Here is a 19,126-nt window from a genome sequence, read left to right on the forward strand (position 1 = left end):
CCTTAAGTCTCTTTGGTGGATGCACATGAAAAGCCGCCGCATCCATCTGATGGGAGCCTCGGGCTGCGGCGTGACCACGATCGGCCGCGCGCTCGCGGGCCGGCTGGCGCTGCCGCATCATGACAGCGACGACTATTTCTGGCTGCCGACGGTGCCGCCCTATCGGACGACCCGCCCCGCCGCCGACCGCCTGCGCCTGATGCACGAGATGTTCTTGCCGCGTCTCGACTGGGTGCTGAGCGGGTCCGTCACCGGCTGGGGCGAAGAGCTCGTTTCGTACTTCGACCTGGTCGTCTTCGTGACCGCGCCGCGCGAGATCCGGATGAAACGATTGCGCGCCCGCGAGGCCGCCCATTTCGGCGCCGATGCCGTCGCACCGGGCGGCTGGCGCCATGGCGAAACCGAAGACTTCGTCGAATGGGCCTCCCATTACGAAGCCGGCGATCGCGAAGGCCGCAGTCTCGCCAAGCACGAAGCGTGGCTCTCGGGCCTGCCCTGCCCGGTCGTGCGCGTGGACGGCTCACGTCCGCTTGCGGACCTTGTCGAGCAGCTATGCAGCGAAGCGGAGCAGTTGCCCGGCTGATGTGATAATCTCCTCCCACTCGCCGATAAAAAACAAACCGGGAGAGAAACCGTGCTCAGCCGACGCAGCGTCCTGCTTGCCTCCCTTGCGGCCGGAGTAGCCATGACTAGCAAAGCCCGTGCCCGCGCGGCGCAGCCCTCGACGCCGATCAATTTCGATGTGCCGGCGCATGCCTGCGACTGCCACACCCACATTCATGGCGATGTCGAAAAGTTTCCGTTCTTCGCCGGGCGTGTCTATACGCCGGAGCCGGCTTCGCCGGAAGAAATGGCGGCGCTGCACAAGGCGCTGCATATCGAGCGCGTGGTGATCGTGACGCCGAGCGTCTACGGCATCGACAATTCCTCCACGCTGTTCGGCATGAAGGCGCGCGGCGCGACCGCGCGCGGCGTCGCCGTGATCGACGACAAGACGCCGGAGAGCGCGCTCGATACGATGCATCAAGAGGGCTTCCGCGGCATCCGTCTCAATCTGGCGACCGGCGGCGTCAACGACCCCAATGTCGGCCGGCCGCGCTTCACCGCCGTCGTCGAGCGCATGAAGGCGCGCGGCTGGCACGTGCAGCTCTACACCACGCTTGCCATGATCTCTGCGATCAAGGACCTCGTCGAGACGGCGCCGGTGCCGGTCGTGTTCGACCATTTCGGCGGCCTCGAGGCTTCGCTCGGCCTGGAGCAGCCCGGCTTCTCCGATCTCGTCGCGCTGGTGAAATCCGGCAAGGCCTATGTGAAGATCTCCGGCGCCTATCGCTCGTCGAAGCTGGCGCCCGACTATCAGGACATGGTGCCCTATGCCCGCGCGCTGATCGCGGCCAATGCGGACCGCATCGTCTGGGGCACCGACTGGCCGCATCCGGATTCGAGCCGCGTCGAGGGCCGCAAGCCCACCGACATCGCGCCGCTCTACCAGATCGACGACGGCCGCCTGCTCAACCAGCTTCCGGTGTGGGCACCGGATGCCGAGGTGCGCAAAAAGATCCTGGTCGACAATCCGGCGCGGCTCTACGGGTTCTGACGATCAGCGTGCGCGGCGGGAGAAGAAGGAGATCAGCACCGGCAAGGTCACCAGGATCACGACCGGCGCCAGCATCATGCCGGTGACAACGACGACCGCGAGCGGCTTCTGCACCTGCGAGCCGATCCCTTCCGACAGCGCCGCCGGCAGCAGGCCGACTCCTGCGACCACGCAGGTCATCAGCACCGGCCGGAGCTGCAGCTCGCCGGTGCGCACCACCGCGCTCATGCGGTCCATGCCCTCCTCGATCAGCTGGTTGAACTGCGACAGGATGATGATGCCGTCCATCACCGCGATGCCGAACAGCGCGATGAAGCCGATCGCCGCGGAGACACTGAACGCGGTGCCCGAGATCAAGAGGCCGAGCACGCCGCCGAAGATCGCCATCGGGATCACGCTCATCGCGAGCAGCGTGTCGGTCATCGAGCCGAAATTGAACCAGAGGAGCACGCCGATCAGCGCCAGCGAGATCGGCACCACGATCGACAGCCGCCGGATCGCGTCCTGCAGATTGCCGAACTCGCCGACCCATTCCATATGCGAGCCCGGCGGCAGCTGCACCTGCGCGGCGATCTTGTCCTGCGCCTCGCGGATCGCGCTGCCTAGATCGCGCTCGCGCACCGAGAACTTGATCGGCAGATAACGCTCCTGCTGCTCGCGATAGATGTAGGCCGCACCCGAGACGAGGCTGATGGTCGCGACCTCGCTCAGCGGAATCTGCGTGACGGTGCCGTTCGGCCCGGGCGCGCCGATCCGCAAATTCTGGATCGCCTCCGCGCTGCGGCGGTACTCCGGCGCGAGGCGGACGATGATCGGGAAGTGGCGGTCGCTCCCGGGCTCATAGAGGTCGCCGGCGGTGTCGCCGCCGATCGCGACCTTGATGGTGGCGTTGATGTCGCCCGGTGCAAGGCCGTAGCGCGCCGCCTTGGCGCGGTCGATGTCGATCTGAACAGTCGGCTGGCCCAGCGAGGTGAAAACCGCAAGGTCGGTGACGCCTTGCACGGTCGACAGCACCTGCTTGATCTTGTTGGCGGTGTCGGTGAGAGCCTGGAGATCGCTACCAAACAGCTTGATCGAGTTCTCGCCCTTCACACCGGACACGGCTTCGGAGACGTTGTCCTGGAGATATTGCGAGAAGTTGAATTCGACGCCGGGGAAGCGATCGTCGAGCTGCTTGAGCAATTGCGCGGTCAGCTCTTCCTTGTCGCGGGTGCCGGGCCACTGGCTCACGGGCTTGAGCGGCGCGAAGAACTCGGCGTTGAAGAAGCCGGCGGCGTCGGTACCGTCGTCGGGACGGCCGTGTTGCGACACGACGGATTCGACCTCGGGCCGGGCGCGGATCACCTTGCGCATCTCATTGACGTAGCTGTTGCCTTCCTGCAGCGAGATGGTCGGCGGCAGCGTGGCACGGATCCAGAGGTTGCCCTCCTCCAGCTTCGGCAGGAATTCGAGGCCGAGCAACCGGGCGAGCGCGACCGTCATCAACACCAGGCCGACCGCACCGCCAAGGACGATGTTGCGGTTGGCGACCGCCCAATTCAGCACAGGCATGTAGAGCCGGTGCAGGATCAGCATCACCTTCGTCTCGGTCTCCTCGACATGAGCGGGCAGGATGATGGCGGACAGCGCGGGAGTCACGGTGAAGGTGGCAAGCAGTCCGCCGGCCAGCGCATAGGCATAGGTCCGCGCCATCGGCCCGAAGATGTTGCCCTCGACGCCAGAGAGTGTGAACAGCGGCAGGAACGCCGCGATGATGATCGCCGCAGCAAAGAAGATCGATCGGGAGACGTCGGCGGCCGCGCTGAGGATGGCATGGCTCTTCATGCCGAACAGCGTCTCGGGCGACATATGCTCGGATCCCGACATCGGCGTCGTTTGCGTGAGGCGGCGGAAGATCGCCTCCACCATGATCACGGTGGCATCGACAATGAGGCCGAAATCGATCGCGCCGACCGACAGGAGGTTGGCCGATTCCCCGCGCAGCACCAGGATGATGACGGCGAAGAACAGCGCGAACGGAATGGTGGCGCCGACGATCAGCGCGCTGCGGAGATCGCCAAGGAAGATCCACTGCAACAGCACGATCAGCAGAATGCCCACCACCATGTTGTGCAGCACGGTGTGGGTGGTAAGCTCGATAAGGTCGCCGCGGTCATAGATGCGCTCGATGCGCACGCCAGGCGGCAGGATGCTGGAATTGTTGATGGATTGAACGAGCTCGTGGACGCGCTTGATGGTCGGCGAGCTCTGCTCGCCGCGCCGCATCAGCACGATGCCCTGCACGATGTCGTCGGAATCGTCGAGGCCGGCAATGCCGAGACGTGGCTTCTGACCGACCGTGACGGTGGCGACGTCCTTCACCAGCACCGGATTGCCACCCGTCTGCGCCACCATGGTGTTGGCGAGATCGTCGATCGAGCGGATCAGGCCAACGCCGCGGACCACGGCGGATTGCTGGCCGATATCGACGGTGTTGCCGCCGACATTGACGTTGGAATTGCCGACCGCCTGGAGCAGTTGCGGCAGCGTCAGGCCGTTGGCGACCAGCTTGTTGAAATCGACCTGGATCTCGTAGGTCTTGCTCCTGCCGCCCCAGCCGGTGACGTCGATTACGCCGGGCACCGCGCGGAAGCGGCGCTGCAGCATCCAGTCCTGGATGGTCTTGAGGTCGAGCACGCTGTAGTTCGGCGGACCGACGAGGCGATAGCGGAAGATCTCGCCGATCGGGCTGAGCGGGGAGATCTGCGGCTGCACGTTGCCCGGCAACGGCGCGAGCTGCGCCAGGCGATTCAGCACCTGCTGCAGCGCCTCGTCATAGGTGTAGGCGAAGGAGAACTGGATTTTGACGTCGGACAGACCGTAGAGCGAGATGGTGCGGATGGTCTTGATGTTCTTCAGGCCGGCGACCTGGGTTTCGATCGGGATCGTGATGTAGCGCTCAATCTCCTCCGCCGACAGGCCCGGGCTCTGCGTCACGATGTCGACCATCGGCGGGGTCGGGTCGGGATAGGCCTCGATGTTGAGCCGGTTGAACGCGATCAAGCCGCCGATCAGCACGGCGACGAACATGCCGACCATCAGGAAACGCCGGTTGACGGCAAGGGCAACGAGACGATCCATTCAGGTCTTCAATTTTCTTGGGTCGTCGATCAGCTGCCGGACGCCGCGCGGTCGATGAACAGACTGCCTTTGGTGACGATCTGCTCGCCGGGTTTCAGATTGCTGGTGACCTCGACGAGGTTGCCGTTGATGAGACCGATCTTGATCTGGCGCAGCTCGACCGACTTGTCCTCGCGCGCGACCCAGAGGCGGACCTTGTCGGCCTCGTAGATCAGCGCCTGCTTCGGCACCGCCGGCGCGGCGCGGTCGCCGGCCGAATAGATCGTGACGTTCGCGAACATTTCCGGCTTGAGCAGCCCGTCCTTGTTGTCGATCGTGGCGCGGACCTGCAGGCGGCGGGTGGCGGGGTCGATCGCGGCGGCAACGTAGTTGATCTTGGCGCTGAACGGACGGCCCGGCAGCGCCATCACGTTGACGGTGATGTCCTGCCCGATGCACACCGCGGCCGCATCGCTCTCGCGCACGAAGGCGGTGAGCCAGACCGTGGAGAGGTCGCCGACCACGAAGACCGGATCGCTGGCGCCGGAATTGACGTATTGGCCCGGGCCGATCTTGCGCTGCACGACGGTGCCGGAGATCGGCGAATGGATCGTGATCTCCCGATCGATGACGCCCTTTTCCTGGAACGATTTGATGGCCTCGTCGGTGAAGCCGAGGATGCGCAGCTTGTTGCGCGCGGCTTCCAGCGCCGTCATCGAAGAGCGCATGTCGTTGCGCGCCTGCACCTGGGCCGCTTCCGCCTGTTGGTAATCCTTGAGCGGAATGGCATGGCCCTCATAGAGGTCCTTGGCGCGCTTGAACTGGATGTCGGAGAGCTCGAGCGCCGACTTCGCCTTGTTCTGCGAGGTCATCGCCGCGATGAAATCGTTCTGGGCCTGCACGGTGTCGGCGGCCTCGATCGTAAACAGCGGTTGACCTTGCTTCAGCGTCTCGCCCGGCTTGGCGAGCAGCTTGGTGACACGGCCTGCATAGGGCGAGAACACCGGCGTCGAGCGGTCTTCGTCGACCGCGACCTTGCCCTCGGTGACATACTCGGCCCGGAAGCTCCTGGCTTTGACCGGCTCGATCGTCAGCGTCGCCCATTCGGACGGCGTTGGCGCGAAGGTCTGCGCATTTCTGCGCGACTGGCTCGAGATCTCGGAGTGATTCTTTGCCTTCGGGCCCGAAGAGAACAAGCCGTACGCTCCGACACCGGCGCCGGCGAGAGCTAGTAAAACTATGGATGCGATCACCCGTTGTTTTGCAATCAGGTGCAATCGCTTGATATTTTCAAGTGCCATGGGGCCCGGGCGTGTCTGCGACGATCTCGGCAAATGAGTGCCTCGTCGATCGCGCTAATAGTGCCGAATTGAGAGTTCAAACAACCTAAAAAGCGCGTGGCCCTTTCCGTTTGCTTTAAAATCTTGCGACACGTCAGCTTCACGTCAGTCCCACGTCAGCTTCATGTCAGCTTCGGCCCGGCCATTGTGCCGGATGACTGCCGAGCGGCATCGCCGGACGGCTCCATTGCGCCGGCGTCTTCGACAGAAGTGCGGAATGCTGCACCGCCTTCAACATGCCGAAGCCAGATTGCATGTGCTGCATAAACGCAGCATCTACGGCTTCTCCCCCAAGATCCGGGATATTCGATCCGCCCTCGAGCCGGCCGAGATTCCACAGCCAGCGCCCGGTCTGCGCCAGCGACACGCGCACGTGCCAGCTGCCGCCTTCGCGAACTTGGCGTGCCTTGGCCATCATCGCGCCGAACGCCATCAGAAAACCGGTGGCGTGATCGAGCATCTGTGCCGGTAATTCCTTGGGACCATCGATGCCGGCGGCCTGGCCTTCGGCATGGTTGAAGCCGGTCGTAGTCTGCACCAGCGAGTCGAAGCCGCGCCGCTCGGCCCAAGGACCGGCATGGCCGTAGGCTGACAACGTCACATAGACGATGCCGGGCGTGATGTGCGCCGCGTCCTCTGGCGCAAAGCCGAGCGCGGCGAGCGCGCCCGGACGATAGCCTTGCGAGAAGATGTCGGCGTCCTTCAACAGCTCGCGCAGCTGCGCCCGCCCGGCCTTTCTCTTCAGCTCGATGAAGGTGGTGAGCTTGCCGCGGCCGGTGTCGATGGTGAGCCAGTCGATTGCGGGCAGCTCCGGGCCTGACACCAGCAGCACGTCCGCACCGTGCGCTGCGAGCGTGCGGCCGGCGACGGGGCCGGCGATGACGCGGGAAAGATCGAGCACGCGAAGGCCCGAGAGCGGACGATCGCCTCTTGGCCACAGCCTAGGCGGCGCCTCGCCGATCTTCTCGATCGAGAGCAGCGGCAATCGCGCGAGCGCGCGCGCCTGCGGGTGCGCGGACCATTCGTCGTAGGAGCGCATCAAGGCGACGGCGCCGCACGCGGCGTAGGCCGCGGTTTCGAAGTCCTCGCCTTTCCACTGCATCAGCGCGGCCTGCACCTTCTCGCGCTCGGGCTCGCAGCCGAGCACCTTGCAGACGGCGTCGCGGTGATGCGGAAAATTGGTGTGGCAGCGAACGAAGCGGCCATCGCCGGTTCGGTAGACGCCGGCGATCGCGTCCCAAGCCGGCGGCGGCGGCTTGTCGTCGAGGCGCAGATAGCGCTCGGAACGGCATTCGGCGACAGCGTGGCGGATGTCGACGGAGACGTCCTGCGCCTCGCCGCTGCGCAGCTTCCATATCTCGGCGGCGGCAAGGCCGGCCGCCGCGATCGTGGTCTGGCCGGCGACGGCAACGCGAAACGAGGACGGTATTTGCGGCTCCTCGCCAGTCAGCCGCACGCGGCCGAGCGCTGTCGGATCCCCGCCAGCGGAGGTCCAGATGCCCTCGAGGATGTCGGCGGGGCTTTGCATGACCGCTTCTCTCCCTTGCGATTGAGCATGATCTTTCGGAAAACCGCTGCACACTTTTCCGGATCATGCTGTATTTTTACGACCATCCATCAGCACATAAGGGAATGCAATGGTCGCCATCGATCCCCTCATCGCAGGTGCCGTGTTCATCGCGACGGCGGCCACCGACGCCGTCTATGTCATGTTCACCTCGGCCGTGATCGCCCGCAAGCGCATCCCCGCGGCGAACTGGAGCGCGATCTGGTACCTGCTCTCCTCTTACGCCGTGATCAGCTACACCGAGAACGCCTTCTATGTCGCCTTCGCTGCGATCGGCTCCTGGGCCGGTGCCTATGCCTCGCTGACCTTCCTGCACCGGCCGCCCGGTGGCCCGCCGGTCGGGGCGGCGCCCGAGTGAGGTGGGCCCTGCCTCTCCCCACGTCATTGCGAGCGCAGCGAAGCAATCCAGGATCTTTCCGCGGCTGCAGTCTGGATTGCTTCGTCGCAAGCGCTCCTCGCAATGACGATCGAGAGACTTCTGAAGCTTTCTTGAAACAGCTACAGTCGCACGACCAACAAAACGGAGCCAACCATGGATCTCGGTCTCAAAGGCAAGAACGCCGTCGTGCTCGGCGGCACGCGCGGCATCGGGCGGGCGATTGCGGCGACGCTGGCCGGTGAAGGTGCCAATGTCGCGGTGTGCGCCCGCAACGCCGATCAGGTTGCTACCACCGTCGCGGAGTTGAAGGCGAGCGGCATCAACGCCACCGGCGGCCCGGTCGACGTCACCGACGGCGCGGCGCTCAAAAACTGGATCGAGGCTGCAGCAAAAGAGCTCGGCGGCATCGACCTTTTGTTTTCCAATGCCGGCGCAATGGCGCAAGGGCACGATCCCGCATCCTGGGAGCAGAATTTCCGGCTCGACGTGCTCGGCGCCGTGCACGCCTTCGACGCCGCACGGCCGTTCCTCGAGACAAGCGGCGCCGGCAGCGGCGATGCCGCGTTCGTGATCATCTCGTCGATTTCAGCGGCGCAGGCGGACGCGGCCAGCTCCTACGGCCCGATCAAGGCCGCGCTGATCCACATGGCCAAGGGACTGGCGCGGCAATACGCGAAGAAGAAGATCCGCGTGAATGTCGTGTCGCCCGGCACCGTCTATTTCAAGGGCGGCGTCTGGGAGATGATCGAGAAGAACATGCCGGAGCGGTACCAGGACGCGATGAAGCGCAATCCGACCGGCCGCATGGCGACGCCGCAGGACATCGCGAGCGCGGCGGTGTTTCTGGCCAGCCCGGTGTCGGGGTTCACGACGGGCTCGAATCTGGTGGTGGATGGCGCGATCTCGAACCGGGTGAACTTTTAAGGGACGGCATCATCAGCGACGAGCTTGTAGGGTGGCAAAGCGAAGCGTGCCCACCGCTTTCGCAACGAGATGCTAAAGCGCGATGCGATTAGGATTATTCGTCATCGCGCTTTAGGTTATTGTTTGAGCATGATCTTTTCGGAAAACCGCTTCACACTTTTCCGGATCATGCTCTAAGGTGGGCACGGCGCTTACGCGCCTTTGTCCACCCTACTGCAGCTTTGCGAGAGGCACGAGCCTCAATGGAAATCCCGCGACGGCGGCAGGATGCGGACGTTGCGGGGGTGGCGGATTTTTTGCGCAGGCATGTCCGTAAGCGCGCGGGGATCTTCGTTGAGCGGCTCGACCACGGTGGCGCCGGCGGGCAGCGGATGCTTGCGGCCGAGCGCATCGTTGGCCAATCCGACCAGATCGTGCGAGCGGTCGACCATGCGCTGGGCGATGAGATGCGTCACCTTCTCCGGGCTGCTCTGGATGTAGCCTTCGACCAGGATGAGGCGTGCGCCCATCACCTCTTTCCGGTACTGCTCCATGATCTTGGGCCAGACCACGACATTGGCGATGCCGGTTTCGTCCTCCAGCGTCATGAACACGACGCCGCTGGCGCTGCCCGGCCGCTGTCGCACCAGGACCACGCCGGCGCAGCGGACGCGTCGCCGCTCGTTCTCATGGCTGATCTCCTTGCAGGCGACGATACGCTCGCGCGTAAACATCTCACGCAAGAATTCCATCGGATGTCCCTTCAGCGACAGGCGGATGGTCTGGTAGTCGGCAACCACCTGCTCTGCGCGCGGCATCACCGGCAGCGGCTTTGCGCCTTCGTCCGGCTGCTCGCGCGCGGTCGCCGCCTCGAATAGCGGCAGCGGCATGTCGTCAGGCAGCCGCCGCACCTGCCACAGCGCTTCGCGGCGATCGAGCCCGAGCGAGCGGAACGCATCGGCATCCGCCAAGAGGATCAGCGCGCGCTTGGGCAGGCCGGTGTCGCGGGCGAAATCCTCCAGCGAGGTGAAGGGACGACGGTTGCGCGCGGCGACGATGCGGTCGGCCCAGTCGGGCACTCTCTCCACGTCGTCATTCCGGGGCGCGCATCTTGGCGCGAGCTCTGGTGCGCAATTGCGCACCTTAGAATCCATACTCCCGATCGTGGATTCCGGGCTCGACGCTGGCGCATCGCTATGGAATGACAGCTGAGAGCGCTTCAGGCGCTCCTCATCCTCGTCCAGCCAATGAAATCCATCGATCTGGCGGAAGCCCAGCCGCACGGCGCAGAATTTGCCGCTCCCCTCCTCCAGCGTGTTCTGCGCAAAGCTGTAGGACACGTCGATGTCGCGTACCTCGACGCCGTTCTTGCGGGCATCGCCGACGATCTGCGCCGGTGCATAGAAGCCCATCGGCTGCGAGTTCAACAGGCTGCAGCAGAAGGCGTCGGGGTGATAGTGCTTCAGCCATGACGAGATATAGACCAGCTGTGCAAAGCTCGCAGCATGGCTCTCCGGGAAGCCGTAGGAGCCAAATCCCTTGATCTGGTCAAAGCAGCTCTTGGCGAAATTGGGATCGTAGCCGCGGGCGACCATGTTGCCGATCAGCTTCTCCTCGTACTGGCCGATAGTGCCGACATTGCGGAAGGTCGCCATCGAGCGGCGCAGGCCGTTGGCTTCCTCGGAGGTGAAGTGCGCGGCCTCGATTGCAATGCGCATCGCCTGCTCCTGGAACAGCGGGACACCGAGCGTCTTGTGCAGCACCTTGTAGAGCTCGTCCTTGTCGCCATGCTCCGGCGACGGCGAGGGGTAGCTCACCTTCTCGAGCCCGTTCCGCCGCCGCAAGTAAGGATGCACCATGTCGCCCTGGATCGGCCCGGGGCGCACGATCGCGACCTCGATGACGAGATCGTAGAAGGTGCGCGGCTTCAGCCGTGGCAGCATGTTCATCTGGGCGCGGCTTTCGACCTGGAACACGCCGAGCGATTCCCCGCGGCACAGCATGTCGTAAACCCTGGGGTCGTCCTGGGGGACGCTCGCCAGCACAAAACGCTCGCCCTTGTGCTGGTCGATGAGATCAAAACATTTCCTGATGCAGGTCAGCATACCCAGGGCGAGCACGTCGACCTTCATCATGCTCAGCGCGTCGACGTCGTCCTTGTCCCATTCGATGAAGGTGCGATCGTCCATCGCGGCATTGCCGATCGGCACATAGGTGTCGAGCCGGTCCTGCGTCAGCACATAGCCGCCGACATGCTGGGACAGATGGCGCGGGAATTCGATCAGCTCGGTCGCAAGCTCGACCGCGAGATTGATCATGGGATTGCCGGGATCAAGCCCGGCCTGCCGGACCTGCATGTCGTTGAGGCCCTTGCCCCAGCTGCCCCAGACGGTGTCGGCGAGCGCGGCGGTGACGTCCTCGGTCAGGCCGAGCGCCTTGCCGACGTCGCGGATGGCGCTGCGCGGGCGATAATGGATGACGGTGGCGATGATCGCGGCGCGGTGGCGACCGTAGCGGCGGTAGACATATTGCATCACCTCCTCGCGCCGCGAATGCTCGAAATCGACGTCGATGTCGGGCGGCTCCAGCCGTTCCTTGGAGATGAAGCGCTCGAACAAGAGGTCCACCTTGGTCGGGTCGACCGAGGTGATGCCGAGCACGTAGCATACGGCCGAGTTCGCCGCCGAGCCGCGACCCTGGCACAAAATGTTCTGGCTGCGCGCGTAGTGCACGATATCGTGCACGGTGAGGAAATAATGCGCGTATTTCAGCTCGGCAATCAGCGCGAGCTCCTTGTTGAGAGTCGCGCGCAGCTTGTCGCCGATCTTGCCGCCGAAATATTTGTCGACGCCCGCCCAGGTCAGATCCTCCAGATGCCCTTGCGCGGTCTTGCCCGGCGGCACCGGCTCGTCGGGATATTGGTACTTGAGCTGATCGAGCGAGAACTCGATTGCGTCCGCAAAGCGCAGGGTCTGCGCGATCGCTTCGGGAAAATCCCGGAACAGCCGCGCCATTTCGCGTGGCGTCTTCAGGAAGCGCTCGGCATTGGCCTCGAGCTTCCGCCCAATCGCCTCGATCGTGGTCTTTTCCCGGATGCAGGTCAGCACGTCCTGGAGCGGACGGCGGCGGGGATCGTGATACAGCACCTCGTTGGTCGCGAGCAGCGGCACCTTTGCCTTTGCGGCGAGATCATCAAGCCGCGACAGGCGACGCTTGTCGTCGCCGCGATAGAGCAGGCTCGCCGCGAGCCACACGCCCTCGGCACGGCTATCCCTGAGTTTTGCGAGGACATCCAGCGCCCGCGCCGGCTCGAAACGATGCGGCAACGTCAACACCAGGAGCTGGCCTTCCGAGAATTCCAGGAGATCGGCCAAGGTGAGACGGCACTCCCCCTTCTCGATCCGCGTGATGTCGTCGCCGCGCTTGCCTCTCGTGAGGAGCTGGCACAGCCGGCCATAGGCCGCGCGGTCGCGTGGATAGACCAGGATGTCGGGCGTACCGTCAACGAAGACGATGCGGGCGCCGATCAACAATTTCGGCTTGTGCAGCACCTTGTCATTGTCGAGCTCCTTGTAGGCCCGCACCACACCCGCGAGCGTGTTGTGATCGGCAATGCCGATCACAGGAATTCCTAAAGCGCTCGCCTGGTGGACATAGGCGCGCGGATCCGAGCCGCCGCGCAGGAAGGAGAAATTGGTGGTGATGCCGATCTCGGCATAAGCGGGGCTGTTCATGCGAAGAGACCATGCACATACCAGCCGGGAGACGCCGGCTTGCCGTCACCGTCGAACACCTCGCCTTCATAGAGACCGTCACGAAAGATCCAGAAGCGCAGGCCCTCGGCATCCTCGATGCGGAAATAATCCCGCGTCAGCTGCTTGCCGTCCTGCCGCCACCATTCCATCGCGATGCGCTCGGGTCCCTCTACCCGCACCACCGCATGCAGCGCGCGCCGCCAGGTGAATTGATGCGGCGGGCCATCGGGCACGGTCGCGAACGGCACCTTGATCGGCTCCGGCTTGTCGAACAGGCGCAAGGGACGCAGCGGCGGCTCGCTCGCGACGCGCGCCGGCCATTCGGCCTGCATGGCAGCGGCGAGATGATGCTGCGCCGATGCGGCCAGCACCGCGCTTTCGGGAATATGAGTATCCTGCGGCAGGTGCACGACGACGCGTTTGCCGCCGATGCGCGCGGCGATGCGGTCGATCAGCGCGGCGAGCTCGTCGTTGTCGTGGACATGGGCATCGAGATCGCGCTGCTCCTGCACCACGATCTCGGTGCGGCTCGCCGATAGGCGCACCATGTCGAAGCCGAAGCCGGGATCGAGGGGATCGGCGAGTGCATCGAGCCGCTCGCGGAACAAGCGGTCGATTACGGCGCTTCGCGTCACCGGACGTCCAGTCTCGACCGTGATCGTACGCACCGCGCCATCGGTGCGGAAGAATGCCGCTTCCAGCCGCCGCGCGCCTTTGCCCTGCTTCTCCATGGACGCGATCAACGTATTGGCCAGCCGCGACAGCGTCATCGCGATCATGGTGTCGGTCGCGATCGGCTCGGCAAAGCGTTTTTCGACGATGTAATCGGGCGGCGGTTTGCGCGGGCTGATCGGCGCATCGCCCTGCCCCAGCGCATGGGCGAGCAGCGTGGAGAACCGGGCGCCGAACCGCGCCGTGATCTCGGAGGCGCTGCGCGATGCGACATCACCGATGGTCTTCAGCCCGGCGCGGCGCAGGCCGGTGGTGATGGCTTCACCTGCACCGAGCGCGGAGACTGGAAACGACCTGATCGCCTCCGCCTCCCCGCCATCGGCCACGATGGTACCCGTGGCCTGCCGCGTCAGCGTGCGCGCACAAACCGAGGTGCCGGCGATCGCCGCGTTGACGGCAAAGCCCTGACGGGCTAATGCGCGGACCAATGTCCGCAACAACGCGGCCTCGCCGCCGAACAGATGCGCGCAGCCGGTGATGTCCAGGAACAACCCGTGCGGCGGATCGAGCGCCACCAGCGGCGTGAAACGGTCGCACCAATCGGCGATATCGCTGAGCGTCTTCGCATCGGCCACGGTATCGGCGTCGAACACACGCAAGTCCGGGCACATCGCCCGCGCATTGGCGAGCGGCTGGCCAATATACAGACCGAGGCGCTCGGCGGCCTCGTCCAGCGCATGGATCACCAGCGCATTGTTGTCCTTGATGACGACGATATCAGGCTCATGATTGGGTTTACCCAGCCCGGCGCTGCCAACGAACCGCTGGATCCTGTCGATGGGCAGGCGCGGCAGCCACAGGCTGAGGATACGTCGAGGGTTCACTGAACTGGCACTCATCACAATTCCATTCCATGATCCACCGGCCGCACGGGCCATGACGATTGCGCAAGAGCTCGGCATCGAACACCGGCGCGCCCCAGGCACTCCACATCGAGCCCGGAGGCGAATGCGCCGCACGCAGCATCCATCGTGTCTCCGCGGTCGAAGGCAGCGGCTGCGCCGCCATGCGCAGCAAGAGGCCGGTAACGCCGGAAGATTGCGCGGCCAGCGTCAGTTTGCGGCTTGCCACCAGATCGAACTGCCTGACATCGCCCCAGAGCTCGAGCACGACGGCGCCCAGCGCATCGCAGGCGAGCGCGTCGGCCGAGGTGCGCAGCGCACTCTCGACATCGGCGGCGCGCACCATCACCACACGGCGAGGGTCGAGGCCTAGCTCGGATAACCCGCTCATCGACAGCGCACCGGTTTCGAGCTCCGAAAAATCCTGCCGCACCCACAATAGCGGCCGGCGCGCGCTCACGCGTCCCGCAAGGCCCATGACGAACCCCGTCGCAGCCGCGCCCTGACGCCCTTCGCAAAACACCTCGTGGATCGCCGCGCGCGCGAGCCCGCCTTTCAGCACGGCGTCGGCCGCGCCATGGCCGAGGGCGATGCGATCGCGCGGATGCACGACCTCCGCCGTCTCGATGCGCTCGATCTGGCCGCGCAGGATCGCAAGCGCGCTCATACGTGCGCCGCTCATGCTCGCCGCTCCTCAGAGGTGATTGCCGATGGCTCTCAAAAAGAGAACCAGCAGCTGGCTCATTTGTTCATGATATGTTCTAATATAAAGCTAACGGCGCCGGCAGAGTCAATCGAATTGGCGCATCCAAAGATTCATGAGCGGAATCAAAGAGATTCAAACATGGACGTACAACGCAAGCTGGAGATTCTGGCGGATGCCGCCAAATACGACGCATCCTGCGCTTCCAGCGGCACCGAGAAGCGGGATTCCAGCGACGGCAAGGGCATGGGCTCGACCGCCCCAAGCATGGGCATCTGCCATTCCTACGCGCCGGACGGACGCTGCATCTCCCTGCTCAAGGTGCTGCTGACCAACGCCTGCAATTACGATTGCCTTTATTGCGTCAACCGCGCCTCCTCGAACGTCCCACGCGCCCGCTTCACCATCGACGAATTGGTCAAGCTCACGCTCGACTTCTACCGGCGCAATTACATCGAGGGCCTATTCCTCTCCTCCGGCATCATCCGCAGCCCTGATTACACGATGGAGCAAGTGGTGAACGTCGCGCGAAAACTGCGCGAGGAGCATCACTTCCGCGGCTACATCCACCTGAAGACCATTCCCGAGGCCGACGACGCGCTGATCGCCGAGGCCGGCAAGTATGCCGACCGCCTTTCGATCAACATCGAGATGCCTGAAGAGACGAGCCTGCAGCAATTCGCGCCGGAGAAGGACGTGCGCGCGATCCGCCGCACCATGGGCCGGCTGCGGCTGAAGCTGGACGAGGCCGAGGACAGCCGCAGCGCGAAGACAAAGGCCAAACCGCAGCGCTTCGCGCCCGCCGGACAAAGTACGCAGATGATCGTCGGCGCAGATAGCGCCTCCGATCACACCATTCTCCACACCAGCGCCAATCTCTACGGCGCCTACCGGCTGCGGCGCGTCTATTACTCCGCCTTCAGCCCGATCCCCGACGCGAGCCATGCTTTGCCTCTGATACAGCCGCCGCTGCTGCGCGAGCACCGGCTCTACCAGGCCGACTGGCTGATGCGGTTCTACGGCTTCGACGTCGGTGAGATCGTCGACGACAGCGCGATGCTGCCGCTCGACATCGATCCCAAGCTCGCCTGGGCGCTGCGCCACCGCGACCGCTTCCCGCTCGACGTCAACCGCGCCAGCCGCGAGGAGCTGCTGCGGGTGCCGGGCTTCGGCACCAGGACGGTCGAACGCATCCTCGCGACGCGGCGCACCACCACGATCCGCCTCGCCGACCTCGCGCGGCTGCATGTGCCCCGCAACAAGGCACTGCCGTTCATCGTCCTCAGCGATCACCGTCCCGCACCGCATCGTCTCGATGCTGCCGGGCTGATCGAACGGTTCAAGCCGAAAGCAACGCAACTGGGATTTGGCTTCTGATGCAGTACATCATGCTCGACACCGAAACCGATTTCGACGGCTGGCGCAAAGCCGCGCGTAGCCTCGTGCTCCATCACGTGCCGCCCGGCGAGGCCACCTGGACCGTGCAGGGCCGTGAAGCCGAGCTGTTCGCGCCGCAAGCGCCGTCTCCGATCCTCGAGGTGAACGACGGCACGTTCACCGTCTCGGCAAAATTCGTCGAGCTTGCCAAGGCGGCGATCCTGCATCGCGACAACGAGCGCTTTGCGATCCTGTATCGCCTGCTGTTCCGGCTGAAGGACAATCACGATCTCATCGAGGTCGCGACCGACCCCGATGTCGCGCTTGTCACGGCCATGGCGAAAGCGGTCTATCGCGACGAGCACAAGATGCATGCCTTCGTGCGCTTCCGCGAGATCGGCAGGGAACGCCAGGCGCACTACGTCGCCTGGTTCGAGCCGGAGCATCACGTCGTCGAGCTCGCCGCGCCGTTCTTCGCCAAGCGCTTTGCCGACATGCCCTGGTCGATCCTGACGCCGGACCTCTGCGCGCATTGGGACGGCCATGCGCTCTCCTTCACGCCGGGCGTCAGCAAGAGCGAGGCGCCGGGCGAAGACCGGCTGGAGGAAACCTGGCGGCGCTACTATGCCAGCATCTTCAATCCGGCCCGGCTCAAGGTGAAGGCGATGCAGGCCGAGATGCCGAAGAAATATTGGAGGAACCTGCCCGAGGCCTCGATCATTAAGCCCTTGATCGAAGACGCCGAGCGCATGACCGGCGCCATGATCGCCAATGCCGCAACCGATCCGCACAAGCCTCAGAAGCGGCCGGAGGCTCCGATGAGACGCAAGCCAGCTGCCGACGATCTCGAAACGCTCCGCGAGGAGGCCGCGCATTGCCGCACCTGCCATCTCTACAAGGACGCGACACAGACCGTGTTCGGCGAAGGGCCGAAGAATGCCAACATCATGCTGGTCGGCGAGCAGCCCGGCGACAAGGAAGACCTCGCCGGCCATCCCTTCGTCGGCCCGGCCGGGCAAATGCTCGATCGCGCGCTGGAGGAGGCCGGCGTCGACCGCAAGAAGGTCTATGTCACCAACGCGGTGAAACACTTCAAATTCGTGCCGCGCGGAAAGATTCGCCTGCACCAGAAGCCGAACACACCCGAGATCCGGGCGTGCCGGCAATGGTATGAGCGGGAAGTTTCGACAATCCAACCGGATCTCATCGTGGCGATGGGCGCCACCGCCGCGCAAAGCGTGTTCGGCAAGATCACCCCTATCGGGAAGAACCGCGGCCGGTTGATCGAGCTTCCCGAAGGCCGCAAGGCGCTGGTGACCGTGCACCCGTCCTATCTGCTGCGACTGCCTGATCCCGAAGCCAAGGTTCTGGAATATCGGCGCTTCGTCGAAGATCTGAAGATCGCCGCCGGCCTGCAGAAGAAGGCCGCACGGGCTGCGTGAATACAGCGGGAAATGGCTTCACGCCGTTGTTGACGATCCGATCTCTCAAATAGACAAGGGCCCGTGGAATGCACGGGCCCTTTCATCTGTGCTTCGGACCCGGTCCTACGACGCCGCGAGCTGCTCCTCGACCAGCTTCACCCAATAGGACGTGCCGTAGACGATCGCCTCGTCGTTGAAATTGTAGGCGGGGTGATGCAGGCCGGCGCTGTCGCCGTTGCCGCAGAAGATGAAGGCCCCGGGCCGCGCTTCCAGCATGTAGGCGAAATCCTCGCCGCCCATCAGCGGCGCCATCTCGTGGACATGGGCCTCGCCCGCGACCTGCGTGGCGATGCGCCGTGCCACTTCGGTTTCCGCCGCATGATTCTTCACGACCGGATAATTGCGCTTGTAGTGCAGGTCGATCTTGGCGCCGGTGATCTGCGCCATGCCCGCCACGACTTCATGCACGCGCTTCTCGACCAGCTTGCGCACCTCAGGCGACAGTGTGCGGATGGTGCCTCTCAGGGTCGCGGTCTGCGGAATGACGTTGCGGGCATTGCCGGCGTGGAATTCGCAAATCGATACGACCGCCGATTCCAGGGGATCGACGCTGCGCGAGACGATCGACTGCAGTGCGGTGATCACCTGCGCGCCGACCAGCACGGAATCGACGCATTTGTGCGGACGCGCGGCATGGCCGCCAACGCCCTCGATCATGATGTCGACCTCGTCGGTCGCCGCCATGATGGGGCCTGGCCTGATCGCGAACGAGCCGACCGGGATGCCCGGGCCGTTGTGCATGCCATAGACCTGCTCGATGCCGAACCGCTCCATCAGGCCATCCTTGACCATGGCCGCGCCGCCGGCGCCACCCTCCTCGGCGGGCTGGAAGATCACCACGGCATCGCCGGCGAAATTGCGCGTCTCGGCGAGATAGCGGGCCGCCCCGAGCAGCATCGCGGTGTGGCCGTCATGGCCGCAGGCGTGCATCTTGCCGGGGATCTTGGAGGCGTAAGGCAGATTGGTCTGCTCCTCGACCGGCAGCGCGTCCATGTCGGCACGCATGCCGATCACCTTGAGCCCCTCGCCGGTGGGCTTGTTGCCCTTGATCACGCCGACGACGCCGGTCTGGCCGAGACCGGTCACGACTTCGTCGCAGCCGAACTCCCGCAACCGGTCAGCAACGAATGCTGCGGTGCGGTGGACATCGTACAGCAGCTCGGGGTGCTGATGGATGTCCCGCCGCCAGGCCTGGATATCGGGTTGAAGGTCGGCGACGCGGTTCACGATGGGCATGGAAGGTCTCGAGCTGTTGGAAATGCAAGGTCTGTCTACCATGCAAGCGTCGGTCCACCCAACCGCCGGCAATCGGGGCCTAGCCCTGTTCACCCGGCATGGCCGGGCTTGT

The 19,126-nt window shown here is 64.6% G+C and carries 13 protein-coding genes; 6 read left to right on the top strand and 7 right to left on the bottom strand.

The genetic code is table 11. The features are described 5' to 3' along the window. The first annotated feature begins 25 nt into the window (after positions 1–25). Together ACM43_RS30920 and ACM43_RS30925 are read left to right on the top strand one after the other, a co-directional pair. Entirely contained in the window at positions 26–583 is a 558-nt protein-coding gene (locus tag ACM43_RS30920) for a hypothetical protein (protein ID WP_271545259.1), read from the top strand. A gap of 51 nt (positions 584–634) precedes the next feature. Continuing rightward, positions 635–1,597, top strand: a complete 963-nt coding sequence (locus tag ACM43_RS30925) for an amidohydrolase family protein (RefSeq protein WP_271545260.1) — start codon at positions 635–637, stop codon at positions 1,595–1,597. 3 nt (positions 1,598–1,600) lie between these two features. On the opposite strand, the gene ACM43_RS30930 is transcribed toward ACM43_RS30925, so the two are convergent. The 3 genes from ACM43_RS30930 to ACM43_RS30940 form a co-directional block, all read right to left on the bottom strand. Continuing rightward, on the bottom strand, positions 1,601–4,717 hold the full coding sequence (locus ACM43_RS30930; RefSeq protein ID WP_271545261.1) for an efflux RND transporter permease subunit: 3,117 nt from the start codon (positions 4,715–4,717) through the stop codon (positions 1,601–1,603). Between the two features lie 29 nt (positions 4,718–4,746). Further along, the gene (locus ACM43_RS30935; RefSeq protein ID WP_271545262.1) at positions 4,747–5,997 is read right to left on the bottom strand and encodes an efflux RND transporter periplasmic adaptor subunit; all 1,251 of its coding nucleotides are present in this window, start codon (positions 5,995–5,997) and stop codon (positions 4,747–4,749) included. A gap of 166 nt (positions 5,998–6,163) precedes the next feature. After that, a complete protein-coding gene (locus tag ACM43_RS30940) occupies positions 6,164–7,564 on the bottom strand; it encodes a CoA transferase (protein WP_271545263.1) in 1,401 nt (466 codons plus the stop codon). Between the two features lie 109 nt (positions 7,565–7,673). Between ACM43_RS30940 and ACM43_RS30945 the strand changes: the two genes are divergently transcribed. After that, entirely contained in the window at positions 7,674–7,961 is a 288-nt protein-coding gene (locus ACM43_RS30945) for a hypothetical protein (RefSeq protein WP_135168054.1), read from the top strand. Positions 7,962–8,135: 174 nt separating this feature from the next. Next, positions 8,136–8,906, top strand: coding sequence for an SDR family NAD(P)-dependent oxidoreductase (locus tag ACM43_RS30950; RefSeq protein ID WP_271545264.1), 771 nt, complete (start codon positions 8,136–8,138; stop codon positions 8,904–8,906). A 239-nt stretch (positions 8,907–9,145) separates the two neighbouring features. On the opposite strand, the gene ACM43_RS30955 is transcribed toward ACM43_RS30950, so the two are convergent. From ACM43_RS30955 to ACM43_RS30965, 3 genes are read right to left on the bottom strand one after another with little or no spacing between them, the layout of a single operon-like run. Further along, positions 9,146–12,619, bottom strand: a complete 3,474-nt coding sequence (locus tag ACM43_RS30955) for an error-prone DNA polymerase (RefSeq protein ID WP_271545265.1) — start codon at positions 12,617–12,619, stop codon at positions 9,146–9,148. Then, the gene (locus tag ACM43_RS30960; RefSeq protein WP_271545266.1) at positions 12,616–14,211 is read right to left on the bottom strand and encodes a Y-family DNA polymerase; all 1,596 of its coding nucleotides are present in this window, start codon (positions 14,209–14,211) and stop codon (positions 12,616–12,618) included. Before ACM43_RS30960 ends, ACM43_RS30955 begins: the two co-directional genes overlap by 4 nt. Next, positions 14,108–14,896 (bottom strand): ImuA family protein, encoded by a 789-nt coding sequence (locus ACM43_RS30965; protein ID WP_271545267.1) that lies wholly within the window; start codon positions 14,894–14,896, stop codon positions 14,108–14,110. The genes ACM43_RS30960 and ACM43_RS30965 overlap by 104 nt, the downstream gene beginning before the upstream one ends. Positions 14,897–15,058: 162 nt before the next feature. On the opposite strand from ACM43_RS30965, the gene ACM43_RS30970 reads away from it, so the two are divergent. Then, positions 15,059–16,294 carry a putative DNA modification/repair radical SAM protein gene (locus tag ACM43_RS30970; protein ID WP_271545268.1) on the top strand — a complete coding sequence of 412 codons (1,236 nt, stop codon included), beginning with the start codon at positions 15,059–15,061 and terminating at the stop codon, positions 16,292–16,294. Next, complete coding sequence (locus ACM43_RS30975; protein WP_271545269.1) at positions 16,294–17,736, top strand: UdgX family uracil-DNA binding protein; 1,443 nt, start codon at positions 16,294–16,296, stop codon at positions 17,734–17,736. Before ACM43_RS30970 ends, ACM43_RS30975 begins: the two co-directional genes overlap by 1 nt. Positions 17,737–17,841: 105 nt before the next feature. On the opposite strand, the gene ACM43_RS30980 is transcribed toward ACM43_RS30975, so the two are convergent. Further along, on the bottom strand, positions 17,842–19,014 hold the full coding sequence (locus ACM43_RS30980) for a M20 aminoacylase family protein (RefSeq protein WP_271545270.1): 1,173 nt from the start codon (positions 19,012–19,014) through the stop codon (positions 17,842–17,844). Between the last annotated feature and the right edge of the window lie 112 nt (positions 19,015–19,126).

The sequence above is a fragment of the Bradyrhizobium sp. CCBAU 45321 genome, assembly GCF_028128975.1.
Taxonomy (GTDB): Bacteria; Pseudomonadota; Alphaproteobacteria; order Rhizobiales; family Xanthobacteraceae; genus Bradyrhizobium; species Bradyrhizobium yuanmingense.